This window comes from Vibrio sp. CK2-1, from assembly GCF_021726515.1.
In the GTDB taxonomy this organism is placed as follows: Bacteria; Pseudomonadota; Gammaproteobacteria; order Enterobacterales; family Vibrionaceae; genus Vibrio.
On sequence record NZ_JAKKCJ010000002.1, the window covers coordinates 91,129 to 109,161 of the forward strand.

Annotated in this window: 13 protein-coding genes; 9 read left to right on the plus strand and 4 right to left on the minus strand. The window is 43.8% G+C overall.

All coding sequences use genetic code 11. From position 1 onward, the window contains the following. Positions 1 to 94 precede the first annotated feature (94 nt). Both rpmE and L3V25_RS05225 read left to right on the plus strand, forming a co-directional pair. On the plus strand, positions 95 to 313 hold the full coding sequence (rpmE, locus tag L3V25_RS05220; protein ID WP_237294440.1) for a 50S ribosomal protein L31: 219 nt from the start codon (positions 95 to 97) through the stop codon (positions 311 to 313). A gap of 161 nt (positions 314 to 474) precedes the next feature. Then, on the plus strand, positions 475 to 1,734 hold the full coding sequence (locus L3V25_RS05225) for a malic enzyme-like NAD(P)-binding protein (protein WP_237294441.1): 1,260 nt from the start codon (positions 475 to 477) through the stop codon (positions 1,732 to 1,734). A gap of 135 nt (positions 1,735 to 1,869) precedes the next feature. Here the strand turns inward: L3V25_RS05225 and metJ are convergent, their stop codons facing one another. Next, on the minus strand, positions 1,870 to 2,187 hold the full coding sequence (metJ, locus tag L3V25_RS05230; RefSeq protein ID WP_237294442.1) for a met regulon transcriptional regulator MetJ: 318 nt from the start codon (positions 2,185 to 2,187) through the stop codon (positions 1,870 to 1,872). A 317-nt stretch (positions 2,188 to 2,504) separates the two neighbouring features. Here metJ and L3V25_RS05235 point away from each other — a divergent pair, with 317 nt between their 5' ends. The 3 genes from L3V25_RS05235 to metF all read left to right on the plus strand — a co-directional run bounded on the left by L3V25_RS05235 (position 2,505) and on the right by metF (position 7,241). Further along, complete coding sequence (locus tag L3V25_RS05235; RefSeq protein ID WP_237294443.1) at positions 2,505 to 3,671, plus strand: O-succinylhomoserine (thiol)-lyase; 1,167 nt, start codon at positions 2,505 to 2,507, stop codon at positions 3,669 to 3,671. After that, entirely contained in the window at positions 3,672 to 6,083 is a 2,412-nt protein-coding gene (locus L3V25_RS05240; RefSeq protein ID WP_237294444.1) for a bifunctional aspartate kinase/homoserine dehydrogenase II, read from the plus strand. It begins immediately after the preceding gene. A 270-nt stretch (positions 6,084 to 6,353) separates the two neighbouring features. Further along, positions 6,354 to 7,241: a methylenetetrahydrofolate reductase gene (gene metF, locus L3V25_RS05245; protein ID WP_237294445.1), complete on the plus strand. Its 888-nt coding sequence runs from the start codon at positions 6,354 to 6,356 to the stop codon at positions 7,239 to 7,241. Between the two features lie 55 nt (positions 7,242 to 7,296). Here the strand turns inward: metF and L3V25_RS05250 are convergent, their stop codons facing one another. From L3V25_RS05250 to argE, 3 genes are all read right to left on the minus strand, one after another. Beyond that, positions 7,297 to 7,878 (minus strand): PadR family transcriptional regulator, encoded by a 582-nt coding sequence (locus L3V25_RS05250; RefSeq protein WP_237294446.1) that lies wholly within the window; start codon positions 7,876 to 7,878, stop codon positions 7,297 to 7,299. Positions 7,879 to 8,057: 179 nt separating this feature from the next. Further along, positions 8,058 to 10,688, minus strand: coding sequence for a phosphoenolpyruvate carboxylase (gene ppc, locus L3V25_RS05255; RefSeq protein ID WP_237294961.1), 2,631 nt, complete (start codon positions 10,686 to 10,688; stop codon positions 8,058 to 8,060). Positions 10,689 to 11,190: 502 nt separating this feature from the next. Then, on the minus strand, positions 11,191 to 12,345 hold the full coding sequence (gene argE, locus L3V25_RS05260) for an acetylornithine deacetylase (protein ID WP_237294447.1): 1,155 nt from the start codon (positions 12,343 to 12,345) through the stop codon (positions 11,191 to 11,193). A gap of 290 nt (positions 12,346 to 12,635) precedes the next feature. Between argE and argC the strand changes: the two genes are divergently transcribed. The 4 genes from argC (at position 12,636) to argH (ending at position 17,803) form a co-directional block, all read left to right on the plus strand. Next, on the plus strand, positions 12,636 to 13,637 hold the full coding sequence (gene argC, locus L3V25_RS05265) for an N-acetyl-gamma-glutamyl-phosphate reductase (RefSeq protein WP_237294448.1): 1,002 nt from the start codon (positions 12,636 to 12,638) through the stop codon (positions 13,635 to 13,637). 5 nt (positions 13,638 to 13,642) lie between these two features. Continuing rightward, complete coding sequence (gene argB / locus L3V25_RS05270) at positions 13,643 to 14,425, plus strand: acetylglutamate kinase (protein WP_237294449.1); 783 nt, start codon at positions 13,643 to 13,645, stop codon at positions 14,423 to 14,425. Between the two features lie 84 nt (positions 14,426 to 14,509). Then, complete coding sequence (locus L3V25_RS05275; RefSeq protein ID WP_237294450.1) at positions 14,510 to 15,742, plus strand: argininosuccinate synthase; 1,233 nt, start codon at positions 14,510 to 14,512, stop codon at positions 15,740 to 15,742. Positions 15,743 to 15,928: 186 nt separating this feature from the next. Further along, positions 15,929 to 17,803, plus strand: a complete 1,875-nt coding sequence (argH, locus tag L3V25_RS05280) for an argininosuccinate lyase (protein WP_237294451.1) — start codon at positions 15,929 to 15,931, stop codon at positions 17,801 to 17,803. Positions 17,804 to 18,033: the final 230 nt, after the last annotated feature.

Genomic DNA, 18,033 nt, shown 5'->3' on the forward strand with positions numbered 1-18,033 from the left:
GTAACAACGTATGGTGTCTGACTGCTTCGATACTCGCAAGAGAAATTTGAAGTAAGAATCGGATAGCGATACGGACCAATAAAAGGTTTGTCCTATGAAAACTGGTATCCACCCAGAATACAAAGCTGTAAACGCAACTTGTTCTTGCGGTAACTCTTTTGAGTTCAACTCTACGCTAGCAAAAGAATCTATCCACCTAGACGTATGTGACAAATGTCACCCGTTCTACACTGGTAAGCAACGTATCGTTGATACAGGCGGCCGTGTTGATCGCTTCAACAAGCGTTTTGGTGCACTTAGCAGCAAAAAATAATCTTCCGCTAAACTATTTTAGTGAAAGACAGAATTTGAAAGGGATGCTTCGGCGTCCCTTTTTTATTGTCTTAAATTAACGATATTGACTACCAAGTTAACTTTTGATCCTTTAAAATTACTCTCCCCCCTACTAAATAGAATAATTAGGAAACCCTCACTATGTCTGATGATCAGCAACAAAATGATTTTCGCCAAAAAGCACTGGATTACCACGCTCAACCTACTGCAGGTAAAATTGCCATTGCTTTAACTAAACCAGCCGATACGGCGGAAGATCTAGCTTTGGCTTATAGCCCGGGCGTTGCTGAACCGGTACGTGAAATCGCCTTAAACCCTGATAATGCTTATAAATATACTGCCAAAGGCAATACGGTTGCGGTTATTTCAAATGGTACGGCTATTTTAGGTCTAGGTAACTTAGGTCCATTGGCATCAAAACCTGTGATGGAAGGTAAAGCATTATTATTTAAGCGCTTTGCTGGCTTAGATTCGATTGATATTCAAGTAAAGCACCGCACTATCGATGAGTTTGTCGATACAGTTGCTAACATCGCGGATACTTTTGGTGGCATTAACTTAGAAGATATTAAAGCGCCAGATTGTTTTGAGATTGAGCGCCAGTTAATTGAGCGTTGTGATGTGCCGGTTTTCCACGATGACCAACACGGTACGGCGATTGTTACTGCCGCGGGCATGCTAAATGCCATTGAGCTACAAGGCAAAAAACTGTCTGAGTGTAAAATTGTTTGTCTAGGCGCTGGGGCTGCAGCCGTTGCCTGTATGGAGCTATTAATCAAATGTGGCGCATTACGTGAAAAAATCTACATGCTAGATCGTAAAGGCGTGATTCATACTCGTCGTGATGACTTGAATGAATACAAGCAATTGTTTGCCAACAACACAGACATGCGTACCTTGGAAGATGTGATTGCAGGGGCGGACTTATTCTTAGGGGTTTCTGGTCCAAATCTTCTACCACCAGAAGCACTAGTATTAATGGCTGATAAGCCTGTGGTATTTGCTTGTTCAAACCCAGATCCAGAAATTAAACCTGAACTAGCGGCAAAAGTACGTAATGATTTAATTATGGGTACTGGCCGTAGTGATTATCCGAACCAAGTAAACAACGTTATTTGTTTCCCATTCATTTTCCGCGGCGCATTAGATGTTCGTGCCAGTGAAATTAATACTGAAATGAAATTAGCGGCAGTGGAAGCGATTCGTCAATTAGCCAAACAAGAAGTGCCAGCAGAAGTTCTAAAAGCCGCTGGCGTTGAGTCATTATCATTTGGCCCAGACTACATCATTCCAAAACCAATGGACCCACGTCTGCTTTCTGAAGTAGCAGGCGCAGTCGCTCGCGCAGCAGTGGAGTCGGGCGTTGCTCGTATTGAATTGCCAGAGCAGTATAATAAATAAGGTTTCTAGGACGCGAGTTCCTAGTTTCTAGAAAAAGCAAAAGCTCGATCGCTGTATACGATCGAGCTTTTTTATGTTCGCTGTTTATTTAAGGCTTTAACCTAGGGACTAGGAACTCGTACCTAGAAACTGCTCTTAATCATCAAACGCTTCGAATTCAATACCCATTTCGGTCATTAAGCGTTTTACTTCTGCCGGAATGTCATCTGGGCGATCTTTACGTAAATCTTCATCAGTTGGTAAAGGTTGGCCAGTATAAGCATGTAAGAATGCTTCACACAGTAGTTCACTGTTGGTCGCATGGCGCAAGTTGTTGACTTGGCGGCGAGTGCGTTCATCGGTTAATACTTTAAGAACTTTTAATGGGATAGAAACCGTGATCTTTTTAACTTGCTCACTTTTCTTTCCATGCTCTGCATATGGGCTAATGTACTCACCGTTCCAATCTGCCATCACGCACCTTCGTTGTTTAATATCTGTAATTTTAGTGGCTAAGTGCTAATTTTAGGGGCATTTACTGCCGAAAGTAAAGACATTTAGATGGCTGGAAGTCTTGACGTCCTACCCAGCGAGGGATAAAGTACCGCTATATCTTATTTTCAGCCATGACATTGTAGGTGGATTTACATACTTAGGTATATGATCCTGACTACTTTAAGCAGTAAATAGTGTCAGTTTTTTAAATTGCGTTTGTGCAAATAGCGCTTTGGAAAGATTTTAGTATAGTGGTTCTATATTGATTGCGATTGCAAAAGGAAAGGAATACGCCAATGAGTTCAAGAAAGCCAGCAACTGTCGCCGTTCGTACCGGTATTGAATCAGATAGCCAATATCATGCGGTGGTTCCACCGATTTATTTATCGACCAACTATGGCTTTCCGGCTTTTGGTGAAGTGCCTAAGTATGACTACACTCGCTCTGGCAATCCTAACCGTGGTTTGCTTGAGCAAGCGTTATCTGAGCTTGAAGAAGGTGCAGGAGCGGTGATCACTAACTGTGGTACTTCTGCACTGAATTTATGGGTATCGGCTTTTATTGGCCCCGATGATCTGATTATTGCTCCGCATGACTGTTATGGCGGCACTTACCGCTTATTTAATACTCGAGCACAAAAAGGCGATTTTAAAGTTCAGTTTGTTGACCAATCCAATCAAGCGGAATTTGATGCCGCTATCGCGAAAAAGCCAAAACTGATTTTATTAGAAACGCCATCCAATCCATTAGTACGTGTGGTCGATATTGCTAAAGCCTGTGCAAAAGCTAAGCAAGTAGGCGCATTAGTGGCGGTTGATAACACCTTCCTGACACCGGTATACCAAAAACCATTAACCTTGGGCGCAGATTTTGTTATTCACTCCACGACTAAATACATCAATGGCCATTCCGATGTAATCGGTGGCGTGATTATTTCGAAAGACCCTGAGCATGTAGAAACGCTTTCATGGTGGGGTAACTGCATTGGCGCAACCGGCACACCGTTTGATAGCTACATGACATTACGTGGTTTAAGAACCTTAGCAGCGCGTATGCGAGTACATGAAGAAAGTGCACAAGACTTATTGGCCTACCTACAAGAGCAACCATTAGTCGGCACTATTTATCACCCGAGCCTACCGGAGCATCCGGGGCACGATATTGCCAAAGCTCAGCAAAGTGGGTTTGGCTCTATGCTGAGCTTTGAAATCAATGGCAGCATGGAACAGTTAAAGACCTTTGTTGGTCAATTAGAATTATTCTCTCTGGCTGAATCGTTAGGCGGAGTAGAGAGCTTGATGTGTCACCCATCATCGATGACCCATCGAGCGATGTCAGATGAAGCACAAGCAGAAGCGGGAATTTCACCGTTATTACTGCGTGTTTCTGTTGGATTAGAAGATAGTCAGGATTTAATCGCTGATTTAGAGCAAGCTTTCAAAAAAGCACAAGAGGTAGCGTAAATGACATCTGCTCGTCAGTTACACAAATTTGGTGGTAGCAGTCTGGCCAATCCAGAGTGCTACAAACGAGTCGCCAACATCTTAAAAGAATATTCATCTCCAGCTGATTTAGTTGTGGTATCGGCTGCCGGTAGTACGACTAACCGATTAATCGAGTGGATTGCTGCGCTAGAAAAAGATGGCCGTATTGCGCATGAAATATTGCAGGAATTACGTCAATTCCAAATTAATCTCATCGATGAGCTGCTGCCAGAAGAAAAAGCGCAGCCATTGCTTGATCTTGTGAATCAAGAGTTTATGGCATTGGGTGAGATTAATGGCCCTGTGACGGAAGTCATGCGAGCTAGCATTCTCGGCCACGGTGAAGTTTGGTCATCTCGTTTATTAGCCGCGTTACTGTCTCATCTTAATATGGAAGCGGTGCAGCTTGATTCGCGTGATTTCTTACGAGCTGAGCGTGGCGCACAACCCGAAGTGGATCGTGGTCGCTCGTTGCCTCTTCTAAAAGAAAAATTAGCTCAACACGGAAAGCTACGTGTGGTGATCACTGGTTTCATGGCTCGTAATGATGTAGGTGAAACCGTACTGCTTGGCCGTAATGGTTCCGACTACTCTGCTACCGTGATTGGCGCATTAGCTGAAGCATCTCGAGTCACGATTTGGAGCGATGTGGCGGGTGTATATAGCGCCGACCCTCGTAAGGTCACAGATGCTTGTTTGCTGCCTTTGCTTCGTTTAGATGAAGCTAGTGAATTGGCCCGTTTAGCCGCGCCAGTATTACACAGCCGTACCTTGCAGCCAGTTGCTCAAAGCGCCATGGATTTAAGCCTACGTTGTAGTTATCAACCGGAATCTGGCTCTACCCGTATTGAGCGAGTATTGGCATCAGGCCGTGGGGCGAAAATCATTACTTCGCTTGATGAAGTACTACTGATTCAAATTCACTTTGGTGCTGGGCATGATTTTACCCGTTTAGAATCAGACTTAATGCGTTCGTTAACACGAGCACAATTGCAGCCATTGGCGATGCAGTCTCAGCCAGATCAAGGTTTAGTGTCTTTAGCGTATACCGCTGAAATTGCCGCAAGCGCGATGACTTATTTACAAGACACCGCAGTCGGTGCAGAAATCAAATTGCGCGAAGGTTATTCGATGGTCGCAGCGGTTGGCGCTGGGGTAACGATTAACCCAAATCATTGTTATGGTTTCTACCAGCAACTAAAAAATGCACCAGTAGAGTTTATTTCTGAAGCCGATTCTGGTTTAAGCCTAGTGGCCATTTTACGTAAAACTAATGTTGCTGAGCTGGTGGTTGGTGTTCACTCTCAACTATTCCAAGCACAGAAACGAGTGGCGATTGCCTTATGTGGTAAAGGTAATATCGGTTCAAGCTGGTTGGAATTATTTACCGAGCAAAAAGCGGAACTCGAAAAGCGTCGCGGCATGAGTTTTGATTTAGTTGCGGTAGTCGATAGCCAAACCTATTGGCTGGATTTAAATGGTATCGATCCTACTCAAGCATTAACTCGCTTTGAAGATGAGTCGGTGGCGAATGATGGTCAAGCTTGGTTGCATACCTTAGCGCATCAAACCGATTATCATGAAGTAGTGGTAATGGATGTAACTGCTAGTGCTGAACTGGCAAGTCAATACGAAGCGATTGCCGAGCATGGTATGCATCTGATTTGTGCCAATAAAGTCGCCGGTTCTGCTTCAACGCAAGACTACCAACGTGTAGTCAATGCCTTTGATAAAACTGGTCGCCATTGGTTGTATAACGCGACGGTAGGTGCAGGTTTACCGGTTAACTATGCGATTCGAGACTTACGTAATAGTGGTGATCAAATTACCGCGGTATCGGGCATCTTCTCGGGCACATTATCTTGGTTATTCCAACAGTTTGATGGCTCAGTACCTTTCACTGATTTAGTGGATTTAGCCTGGCAACAAGGCTTAACAGAACCAGACCCTCGTTCAGACCTCGATGGTTCGGATGTGATGCGTAAGCTAGTGATTGTGGCGCGTGAATCGGGATTAGAAATTGAACCTGAAAGTGTTAAAGTAGAATCACTGGTTCCTGATGAGTTAAAAGATCTTTCAACTGATGACTTTTTTGATAAAGGGAAAGTGTTGAATGAGCTGTTATCTGAGCGTTTAGCTAAAGCTCAGAAACAAGGTAAAGTGTTGCGTTATATTGCTCGCTTATCTCGTGATGGCAAAGCCACGGTTGGCGTCGAAGCGTTATCTCCCGATCATGCATTAGCTAACTTACTACCTTGCGATAACGTATTTGCGATTGAAAGTAAGTGGTACAAAGATAACCCGCTAGTGATTAAAGGCCCAGGTGCTGGAAGAGAAGTCACCGCAGGCGCATTGCAATCGGATCTAAATCGTTTATCTAATTTGATTTAGTCGCTGGGTATAACACTATTAAATCAATAACCTATTAATGCCACTTCAGTAATGAGGTGGCATTTTTTGTATTTGAGAGTTATTCAGCATTATTATGAAGAAAATTCATGATAATAGGATTGACTTTATATCCTATTCAATTCATTCTGTAGACATATAGACGTCTAAATGACTTCGCTAGTTTTTAATTTAGGTACGATAGAGATAAGGATGCTTTTCAGATTCGTACTTTTTAGGTGAGTTAAGTGGCTTGTCCACAGGGAGTAAAACATGAGTTATTCACACGCAGGCCATATTGATGCGCTAAACCATAATATTGCTGATCTAGAAGGCAAGATTAATGTTTCTTTTGAATTTTTCCCACCAAGCAGTGAGAAAATGGAAGAAACTCTGTGGAATTCAATTCACCGCTTAAAGACCCTCCAACCTAAATTTGTTTCAGTAACATACGGTGCCAACTCTGGTGAGCGAGACCGTACTCACTCGATCATTAAAGAAATTAAAGATCAAACCGGCTTAATTGCCGCGCCGCACTTAACTTGTATTGATGCTTCTCGTGATGAACTAAAAGAGATTGCGCAAGATTACTGGAATAACGGCATTCGCGATATCGTTGCTCTGCGTGGTGATTTACCGCCAAATGGTGGCAAGCCGGATATGTATGCGTCGGATTTAGTCGAATTACTGAAAGGCGTGGCTGATTTTGATATTTCAGTGGCCGCTTACCCAGAAATTCACCCAGAAGCGAAAAATGCTCAAGCGGATTTAATTAACTTAAAGCGTAAAGTTGATGCCGGGGCGAACCGCGCGATCACGCAGTTTTTCTTTGATGTAGAAAGCTACCTACGTTTTCGTGACCGTTGTGTAACGGCAGGCATTGATGTGGAAATTATTCCAGGCATTCTACCGGTTTCGAACTATAAGCAAGCGAAGCGTTTTGCGGATATGACTAATGTACGCATTCCAAGCTGGATGGCGAAGCAATATGAAGGGCTAGATGATGATCCGGTGACTCGTCAAATGGTCGGTGCTAGTCAGGCGATTGATATGGTAAGAACGCTCAGCCGTGAAGGGGTGAAAGATTTCCACTTCTATACCCTAAACCGCTCTGAAATGACCTATGCGCTTTGCCACACACTCGGTGTACGTCCGCGCTAATTGTTCTTATCTGTTTCAACGCATTAAGATATAAACCACAAAGGCTTACTGACTTTCAGTAAGCCTTTTTGTTATCTGTTGGTTCGATAGTATTAGAAGTTGGAAAGGTTTCGAGCTGTTGCTTTACTTCGCTTGCCCATTCAATCCAAGTTTGTCTCTCCAAAATATTACGTCTTAAAATTAAGTGCTCTAACTTGGCATGCGGCTCAAGGGATTCTGGGTTGTGGTAAAACTGGCTTTCGAGTTGCTGATAATGCTGCAACAAGCTTTGCGCTTCAGGGAGCAGAACATCTAATTGCTGAATAAAGCTGTCTACTGATTCAACGCTGCAAGCCATTAATTTAGCCGAGAACTCATCACGAGTCGCGGTATAAGGGGTAGGTTGATTAAACCAAGCGGTTAATTTTGAGCGCCCTAATGGCAAGATGGTATAGATTTTCTTATCAGGCTTGCCGACTTGAAGGTGAAGCTCTGATGTTACCCATTCTAGCTGAGTCATTTTGGCTAGCTCACGATACACCTGCTGGTGGCTAGCTTTCCAAAAGTGTCCAACGTTATGAGAAAACGCTTTGCTGATGTCGTAACCGGTCGCCGGCTCTCGACTTAAGATAGTTAAAATAACGTAGGGCAGTGACATGTCAGCTTCTAAGTTTACTAAGTAGATAACCAAGATAGCGTAATTTCATTCATTTATGTACTGATGAAAAAATTAATCTTATTTAAGGTGAAGTGACACAAAAAGAGAAGCCGCACTTAATTATTAAGCGCGGCTTCTTAAATTGAAACACGATTTAGTGGCTAAACTAGTGTCAGCGATTAACCCGTGTTACGCATACCTGCTGCGATACCAGCAATCGTTAGCATTAACGCTTCTTCTAGTTCAGAAGATGGGTTGTCGCTTTGACGAGTACGGTATAGCAACTCAGCTTGTAGCATGTTCAATGGCTCAACGTAGATGTTACGTAGGCGGATTGACTCTAAGCCCCAAGGGTCGCTTTGCATCAGGTTCTCGTTATTTTCAACGTTTAGAACCGTCACGATATCTTTTTGCAACTGCTCACGTAGACGCTCACCAAGAGGCCATAATGACTCATTGGTTAGGCGCTGATCGTAGTAGCGTGAAATATCAATATTACACTTCGAGTACACCATCTCTAACATACCAAGGCGTGTTGAGAAGAATGGCCATTCACGACACATGTCTTCAAGCATTGGCTGGTGGCCTTGCTCAATCGCATGTTGAATCGCTTCACCGGCACCTAGCCACGCAGGTAGTACTAAGCGGTTTTGGCTCCACGAGAAAATCCATGGAATCGCACGTAAGCTTTCAACGCCGCCATTTGGATTACGTTTTGATGGACGTGAACCTAAAGGCAGTTTACCCAGTTCGAGCTCAGGTGTTGCTGCGCGGAAATAAGGAACAAAATCCGGTTCGCCACGAACCACCGAGCGATAAGCTTCACAAGAAACATCTGAAAGCGTATGCATCATTTCACGCCACTCTTGCTTAGGCTCAGGAGGCGGAAGTAGGTTTGCTTCTAAGATTGCGCTGGCGTATAGGTTAAAGCTGTTCACCGCCACATCAGGCAAGCCTAGTTTAAAGCGGATCATCTCACCTTGTTCAGTTACGCGTAAGCCACCTTTTAAGCTGCGAGGCGGTTGAGAAAGTAGTGCGGCATGCGCTGGTGCGCCACCACGACCAACCGTACCACCACGACCGTGGAATAGCGTTAAGTCGATGCCTTCTGCATCTGAAACTTTAACCAGTTTATCCATCGCATCGTATTGTGCCCAACCTGCTGCCATTACACCGGCATCTTTAGCTGAATCCGAGTAACCAATCATCACCATTTGGTGGTTATTGATAAAGTTACGATACCAATCGAGTGAGAACAATTGCTTCATTACCGCTTCAGAATTGTTCAAGTCATCTAAGGTTTCGAATAATGGACAAACATCCATGCGGAATTTGCAGCCCGCTTCTTGCAAGATGAGGTGAACAGCTAGTACATCTGATGCGGTACGTGCCATCGAAATAACATAAGCGCCAAATGCTTCACGAGGGTGCTCTGCCATGACGCGGCAAGTATCGAGCACTTCTTGTACTTCTGGTGAAGGCTCCCAATTACGCGGCAATAGTGGGCGTTTTGAGCTAAGTTCTTTAATTAAGAATTCAACTTTTTCCTCTTCCGTCCATTGGTCGTACTCACCAATTTCTAAGAAGCGTGTCATTTCAGTGATCACATCTGAGTGACGAGTACTTTCTTGACGAATATCCAAACGGACTAGGTGAATACCAAAGGCTTTCACACGACGTAAAGAATCGAGTAGTGAGCCTTCTGCGATGATGCTCATGCCACATTCGTGTAGCGATTGGTAACATGCGAGTAGTGGGTCCCAAAGCTGCTCAACTCGTTCTAGAATTGGCAGATTAGGCACTTCAGTACCATTGATGCGTGCATCTAATACGGTACAAGTATTGTTTAATAGAGTACGTAAGCGCTTCAGAATTGCACGGTATGGTTCATGCTCTTCGCCAGATAATTCACGTACCGTATCGTTACAAGCGGTCATTGACAGCTCGGTAATCAACTCTTGAATATCGGTTAGATATAAATCAGCGGCTTTCCAGCGAGACAATAGCAATACTTCAGCAGTGATTGGGTGAGTAACATTTGGGTTACCATCACGGTCACCGCCCATCCAAGATGAAAAATGTACAGGGCTAGCATCAATAGGAAGCGCTTCTCCGGTGAAGTTTTTCACACGGTCATTGAATTCACGTAAGAACTCAGGCACGGCTTGCCATAATGAGTTTTCAACAACGGCAAAGCCCCATTTTGCTTCATCGAGCGGGGTTGGGCGTTGCTGACGAATAACATCAGAGTGCCAAGATTGCGCAATCAAACCTTCTAGGCGACGCTCGGCTTTCAGACGTTCGCGAGTAGAAAGATCACCATGTTCTAATTGCGATAAGCACTTATTAATTTTGACCAATTTGTTGATCATAGTGCGGCGAGCAATCTCTGTCGGGTGGGCGGTTAGCACCAATTCGATATTCAGTTCTTTGATTGCTTGTGCAGCGTCTTCTTTGCTGATGTCATTAGACGCTAACTTACCAAATAAAGTGTTGATCGCATCAGGTTCACATACTTGTTCTTCACAGTGGCGAGAAATAGTATGAAATTGCTCTGCAATATTGGTTAAGTTAAGAAATTGGCTGAAAGCATGTGCAACAGGCGTGAGTTGTTCGTTAGGTAGGTTTTTGATTTCTTCGATTAAGCTTTCGCGGTCTTCCTGACTACCAGCGCGTGCTGATTTGGAAAGCTTACGAATGGTTTCAACTTTATCAAGAATAGCATCACCATGAGCTTCTTGAATGGTTGCGCCGAGTAAGTCTCCGAGCATGCGAACATTGCCCGTTAAAGCGGCATATTTTTCATTCATCGTCGTTTCACCTTGTAATTTAATTACATCCATTTAATTCTTTATACTCATCACAACATGAGTCTGTCGCCTAAGTTTGTATAGGAAAAGCTTGATAACAAAGCATGAAGTTGTTGTTAGTAGTTGTTCTACCTACAAAATTCATTACACCGTTAGCGAGGTTTTCAACAAGCTATGGAGATTCGTTGCTCGTTGCGATTAGTATAATCACTACAATCTATCGAAAATATTTGCACTGAGTCAAATATTTGCCGCCTTCATGAAAAAATAATACAAATATCATTGACCTAAATCAGTTATCAATGAATGAGTAAAGCGAGTTTGATTGCAGTGTGAAACCTTTGTTACTTATACCATATTTGATTTTTTCGGCCGCATCCCAATGGTTTGAATGCGGCATGATTCATTATTTCAACTTGTCAGATTGTATCCAATTTACTCTAGGTACTTATTTTCTCAAAGCAGCTGCTTATGCAAATACCTGTCTATTTAAAACACCTTTCTATTGAAAACAATAATGACGCATCGACTTGGATAAAATATTAATCGTCGGGTCGATAAACTCAAATGCTAAGAATTCATCCGGCTGGTGGGCTTGGTCAATGGAACCCGGCCCCATGACCAATGTTGGGCAAACTTCTTGTAAGAAAGGTGCTTCAGTACAGTAGTTGACCGTTTCTGACGGCATTTGAGTCAGCTCTTCCATACTCTTGATGAAAGGGTGGTCATGTTGGCATTCATAACCAGGAATTGGTTCGTGCAATGGTTTGATTTCAATGCGCTCTGGCCACTTGGCTTGTACTTCTTTCAGTGCCGCTTGCAACATGTTATTCAAACCATCTAGGCTGATCCCCGGTAGTGGGCGAACATCATAATGCAATTCACAACAACCACAGATACGGTTAGCACTGTCGCCACCATGAATATGACCGAGGTTTAGAGTTGGAGTTGGAATTTCAAAGCCCGGGTGGTGATATTCTTTTATTAGCTGGTTACGTAGCTGCATTAATGCAAACAGTACCTCGTGCATAATTTCAATTGCATTCACGCCGAGAGCCGGATTGGATGAGTGTCCAGAGTGACCGGTAACGCGAATTGCATTGGCGACATGGCCTTTATGTCCGCGAATTGGTTTAAGGCTGGTTGGTTCACCAATGATGCAATAGTCCGGCTTATACGGCGCGTCGCCATTTAAGCATGATTCTGTAAAGTGGCGAGCACCCAACATGCTAGTTTCTTCATCGCAGGTTGCCAGAATATAAAGCGGTTTGGTTTGGTTTGCCCAATCGACTTTTTTGACCGCTTCAATAATAAAGGCGAAAAAACCTTTCATATCGGCAGTGCCTAATCCGTAGAATCGATTGTTATGTTCGGTTAGGGCGTGTGGATCAAAGTTCCAGCGGCCTTCATCAAAAGGCACGGTATCAGAGTGACCAGACAGCAATAGCCCACCTTCACCTTGGCCTTTTTTGGCGATCAAGTTGTGTTTGCCCGGCGCAACTTCAATCACCTCAACGGCAAAGTCGAGATCTTTTAACCATTGCGCGAGCTTGGCGATCACTTCGGTATTCCCTTCATCCCAAGTGGGGTCGGTAGCACTAATTGAAGAGGTAGAGATCAATCCGCGATAAACATCTAAAAATTGAGGTGTGCCCATAAAAACTCCATTTCGTGTGATGGCTTTGCCTGTATGCTAATGATAAAAGCCATTGTGGTTGATAACCGGGCTATTGACAAGAAGCTTATAAAACGATAAAACACATATTAAATCATTATTTGTGAATAAAAAATCAAATAATAAGGTTTTTTTAGAGTGGATAGTCATATTTTTGCGCTTGATAAAGATTTGTTTTCAGCATGAAATGTCTCAATGACGTCACGAATTCCACTTAAACAAATATAAATATCGCGCAAAGCAAACAGCACAAAACAAACGGATAGGTGAGTATGCTAAAAACAGTCATTATTGGAGCAAGTGGTTACACCGGTGCAGAGTTGGCCTTGATGGTCGACAAGCATCCTGAACTGACTTTATCTGGTTTATATGTATCAGAAAATAGTGTCGATGCTGGCAAACCTATTTCTCAATTACATGGCAAATTACATGGACTGATTGATCTTGCTGTGCAACCGCTAACCTCACCTCAAGACGTCGCGCAACAATGTGATGTGGTTTTCCTTGCCACTGCTCACGAAGTTAGTCACGACCTCGCGCCGACTTTTCTTGCTAATGATTGTGTTGTTTTGGATTTATCCGGTGCGTACCGAGTTAAAGCTGATGGTTTTTATCCTCAATATTATGGCTTTGAACATACAGAATCTCAGTGGCTGGACCAAGCGGCTTACGGCTTAGCAGAATGGAATGCTTCTCAAGTTGAACAAGCGCAATTAATTGCCGTTCCTGGCTGCTACCCAACGGCATCTCAACTGGCGATTAAACCGCTTATCGAATCACAACTTCTCGATTTAAACCAATGGCCAGTCATTAATGCCACTAGTGGCGTGACAGGAGCGGGCCGTAAAGCCTCCATGACCAACAGCTTTTGCGAAGTTAGCTTACAACCTTATGGTGTATTCACTCACCGTCACCAACCTGAAATCGCCTCTCATTTAGGTCGTGATGTAATCTTTACCCCGCATCTTGGCAATTTTAAGCGTGGTATTTTAGCCACTATTACCATGAAGTTAGCCTCTGATGTGACTGACGAGCAAATTGAACAAGCCTTTGAACAAGCTTACCAAGGCAAGCCTGCGGTTCGTTTACTTTCTGATATTCCTCGTTTGCAAAATGTCGAAAACACGCCGTTTTGTGATATTGGTTGGAAGCGTCAAGGTCAGCATCTTATTGTGGTTTCAGCGATTGATAACCTATTGAAAGGCGCATCAAGCCAAGCGATGCAATGTTTGAATATTCGTTTCGGTTTCCCTGAAATGACGGCTTTAGTGTAAGGATAATGACCATGGCTCCTTTAGTGATCAAATTAGGTGGCGCGGTATTATCCGATTTGGATACCTTAGCTCAATTATTTGGTGCAATTCAGCAATATCAAAACGAAGCACAACGTCAAATCGTCATCGTACATGGTGGTGGCTATTTGGTAGATGAGTTGATGGCAAAGTTGCAGTTTGAAACAGTAAAAAAGGATGGCTTACGAGTCACACCTTTTGAGCAAATTGATTATATCGCAGGGGCGCTAGCGGGGACGGCGAATAAGCTGTTGCAAGGGCAAGCGATGAAACTTGGCCTGAATACCGTTGGCCTGAGTCTTGCGGATGGCGGTTTATGTAAAGTGACTCAGTTATCCGATGAACTCGGTGCAGTCGGTGAAGCATCAGCCGGCGATGGCACTGTGTTGAAATCAATATTAGCAACCAATGTGTTGCCTATTATTAGTTCAATTGGTATTACTGTTGAAGGTCAGTTGATGAATGTTAATGCTGACCAAGCGGCGGTTGCGGTCGCCACTTCATTGGGAGCAGAGTTGGCTCTACTTTCTGATGTTGCAGGCGTACTCGATGCGGATAAGCAACTTATTGCACAACTAGACCAATCACAAGTTGATCAACTGATTGAACAGCAAGTGATCACCGATGGCATGATAGTAAAAGTGCAAGCGGCATTAGAAGCGGCCAATCAACTAGGTCGAGCGATTGAAGTGGCAGGTTGGAAAAGTCCTGAAAAGCTAACCCAACTTTTTGCTGGTCAAAGCATAGGAACACGTTTCTTGCCTCAATGAGGGGAGAAGCAAAATAAATTATCCACGGAATTCACCCAAACATGATTCCAGGGAAGGCTATAAAATAAATTTTGGAGAAGTAACATGGCTAAATTAAGCGTCGATAAAGCAAGTATCAACAAAGTAGTTGTCGCATATTCGGGTGGGTTAGATACCTCAGTGATCATTCCATGGTTAAAAGAAAACTACGATTGTGAAGTAGTGGCGTTTGTGGCCGATGTGGGTCAAGGTGATGAAGAGTTAGTCGGCATTGAAGAAAAAGCCATCGCATCAGGGGCATCAGAATGCTACATCGCTGACCTGAAAGAAGAGATGGTTGCTGATTACATCTACCCAACCCTAAAAACTGGTGCTTATTATGAAGGTAAATACCTACTAGGTACTTCAATGGCACGTCCAATCATTGCAAAAGCGCAAGTAGAAGTGGCGCGTAAAGTCGGCGCAGATGCGTTATGTCACGGCTGTACGGGTAAAGGTAATGACCAAGTTCGTTTTGAAGGTGCGTTTGCAGCACTCGCCCCAGACCTACATGTGATTGCACCTTGGCGTGAGTGGGATCTTGTAAGCCGTGAAGAATGTTTAGACTACCTAGCTGAGCGTAATATTCCTTGTACCGCTTCTCTAACCAAAATCTATTCACGTGATGCTAACGCATGGCACATTTCAACCGAAGGTGGCGTGCTAGAAGATACTTGGAATGCACCAAATGACGATTGCTGGGCATGGACAGTGGATCCTGAACAAGCACCAGACCAGGCAGAATACGTAACCCTAAAAGTTGAAAAAGGCGCAGTCGTTGAAGTCGACGGCCAAGCACTTTCTCCTTACCAAGCTCTAGTTGCGCTAAACGAGAAAGGCGTGAAGCACGGCGTTGGTCGTATTGATATCGTTGAAAACCGTCTAGTCGGCATGAAATCTCGTGGCTGTTATGAAACTCCAGGAGGCACTATCATGATGGAAGCGCTTCGTGCGGTTGAGCAATTAGTATTGGATAAAGCGTCTTTTGAATTCCGTGAAGAGCTGGCAGTAAAAGCGTCTCATCTTGTTTATGATGGTCGTTGGTTTACTCCACTGTGTAAATCACTATTAGCGGCAACTGAAGAGTTAGCGCAAGATGTGAATGGTGAAGTGGTGATCAAGCTTTATAAAGGTCATGCAATCGTGACTCAGAAACGTTCTGATAACAGCTTGTACTCTGAAGAATTTGCCACCTTTGGTGATGACGAAGTTTACGACCAAAGCCACGCAGGCGGATTCATCCGTTTATATTCACTATCAAGTCGCATTCGTGCGCTGAATGAAGCGAAGAAGAAATAAATACGAATATCGTAACTCGAATGCTCGTGACTCGGAAAAGAAACGCCTAGTGACGAGCATTTAGAGGTTCATAGTAAAATTAAATATAATAATAAATCATGGATAATCGAGAAGCGAAGCGCTCTAGTAACGAGTAACCTAGTGTTCGAAAATCGATAAATACAATGGATTAGCAGGAGATTCACAATGGCATTATGGGGCGGAAGATTTACCCAAGCGGCAGACACTCGGTTTAAGCAGTTCAATGATTCATTGCGCTTTGACTACCGATTGGCTGAGCAAGACATTGTGGGGTCGATTGCTTGGTCTAAATCTTTGTTATCGGTTGGCGTCTTAACTGAACAAGAGCAGCAGAAATTAGAATTGGCTTTGAATGAACTCAAACTTGCGGTAATGGAAGATCCTGAGCAGATTTTAAAGTCGGATGCGGAAGATATTCATAGCTGGGTTGAAACGCAACTAATTAGCCGTGTCGGGGATTTAGGCAAAAAGCTACATACTGGCCGTTCGCGTAATGACCAAGTGGCCACCGATTTAAAGCTTTGGTGTCGCCAACAAGGCCATCAACTATTAATGGCGCTCGATCGCCTGCAATCACAAATGGTTTCGGTTGCTCGTGAACATCAAGCGACGGTACTTCCTGGTTATACGCACTTGCAACGAGCTCAACCTGTGACATTTGCGCACTGGTGTTTGGCGTATGTTGAAATGCTTGAGCGTGATTATTCTCGTTTAGACGATGCGATTAAGCGTCTTGATACTTGTCCATTAGGTTCCGGTGCTTTAGCGGGTACAGCTTATCCTATGGATCGTGAGCAATTGGCTCATAATCTTGGTTTCCAACGCGCCACTCGTAACAGCTTGGATTCGGTGTCGGATCGTGACCATGTGATGGAACTGATGTCGATTGCTTCGATTTCGATGTTGCACCTGTCACGTCTTGCTGAAGATATGATTTTCTACAACTCAGGTGAGTCTGGTTTTATTGAATTGGCCGATACCGTGACTTCCGGTTCATCATTAATGCCGCAAAAGAAAAACCCAGATGCGCTTGAGTTAATCCGTGGTAAAACCGGCCGTGTTTATGGTTCGCTTGCCGCCATGATGATGACAGTCAAAGCACTACCATTGGCTTATAACAAAGACATGCAAGAAGACAAGGAAGGGCTGTTTGATGCGCTTGATACTTGGAATGATTGCATGGAAATGGCTGCATTGTGTTTCGATGGTATTAAAGTTAATGGTGAACGTACGCTAGAAGCCGCCAAGCAAGGTTATGCAAACTCAACTGAGCTTGCTGACTACTTAGTTGCAAAAGGTATCCCATTCCGTGAAGCGCACCATATTGTCGGTGTTGCGGTTGTCAGTGCGATTGAACAATCTTGCGCACTCGAAGAGCTATCACTTGAGCAGCTTAAAGCCTTCTCACCTGTGATTGAATCGGATGTGTATGACATTCTTACCATTGAATCTTGCCTAGAAAAACGTTCAGCGTTGGGCGGCGTATCACCGAAACAAGTGAATTATGCGGTGACTCAAGCGCAGAAACGTTTGGATGAGCGTGATAATTCTGGTGTGACGGTTCGCGCGGCACGTCTAACCGATATTGATGCACTTGAAGGCATGGTGGCGTATTGGGCAGGCTTAGGGGAGAACTTACCTCGTAGTCGTAATGAATTGATTCGTGATATTGGCTCGTTTGCGGTGTCTGAGCATCATGGTGAAGTCACCGGTTGTGCGTCTTTATATGTTTACGATTCCGGTTTAGCGGAGATTCGTTCACTAGGTATTGAAGCCGGTTGGCAAGGGCAAGGCCAAGGCGCAGCGATTATCAAACACTTGGTAGATAAAGCGCGTCAAATGGCGATCAAAAAGGTATTCGTGTTAACTCGAGTACCTGAGTTCTTTATGAAGCAAGACTTCATTCCAACTTCGAAAACATTGTTACCGGAAAAAGTATTAAAAGACTGTGACCAATGTCCTCGTCAACATGCTTGTGATGAAGTGGCACTAGAGATTAACTTGAATGAACAAGTGATCATGAAGGTAAGTGTTGCTTAGAAACAAACAATAAACTGTAGTTTTAATACACAGATCTGACTGTTTTTTGCACTAAATCTGTGTGGGTTATGTAAAAAAACAACTAACCCTTGTTTGGTCTTTGGCGTATAATCGACCCCAAGCTAGTTTATCTGCTTGGGGTTGTTTGTACTTTATGTAAACACTTTTCTAATTATCCCCTACTAATTTATGAACTAGTCGCCATACTATTTCTCTTCTGGCATCTAATC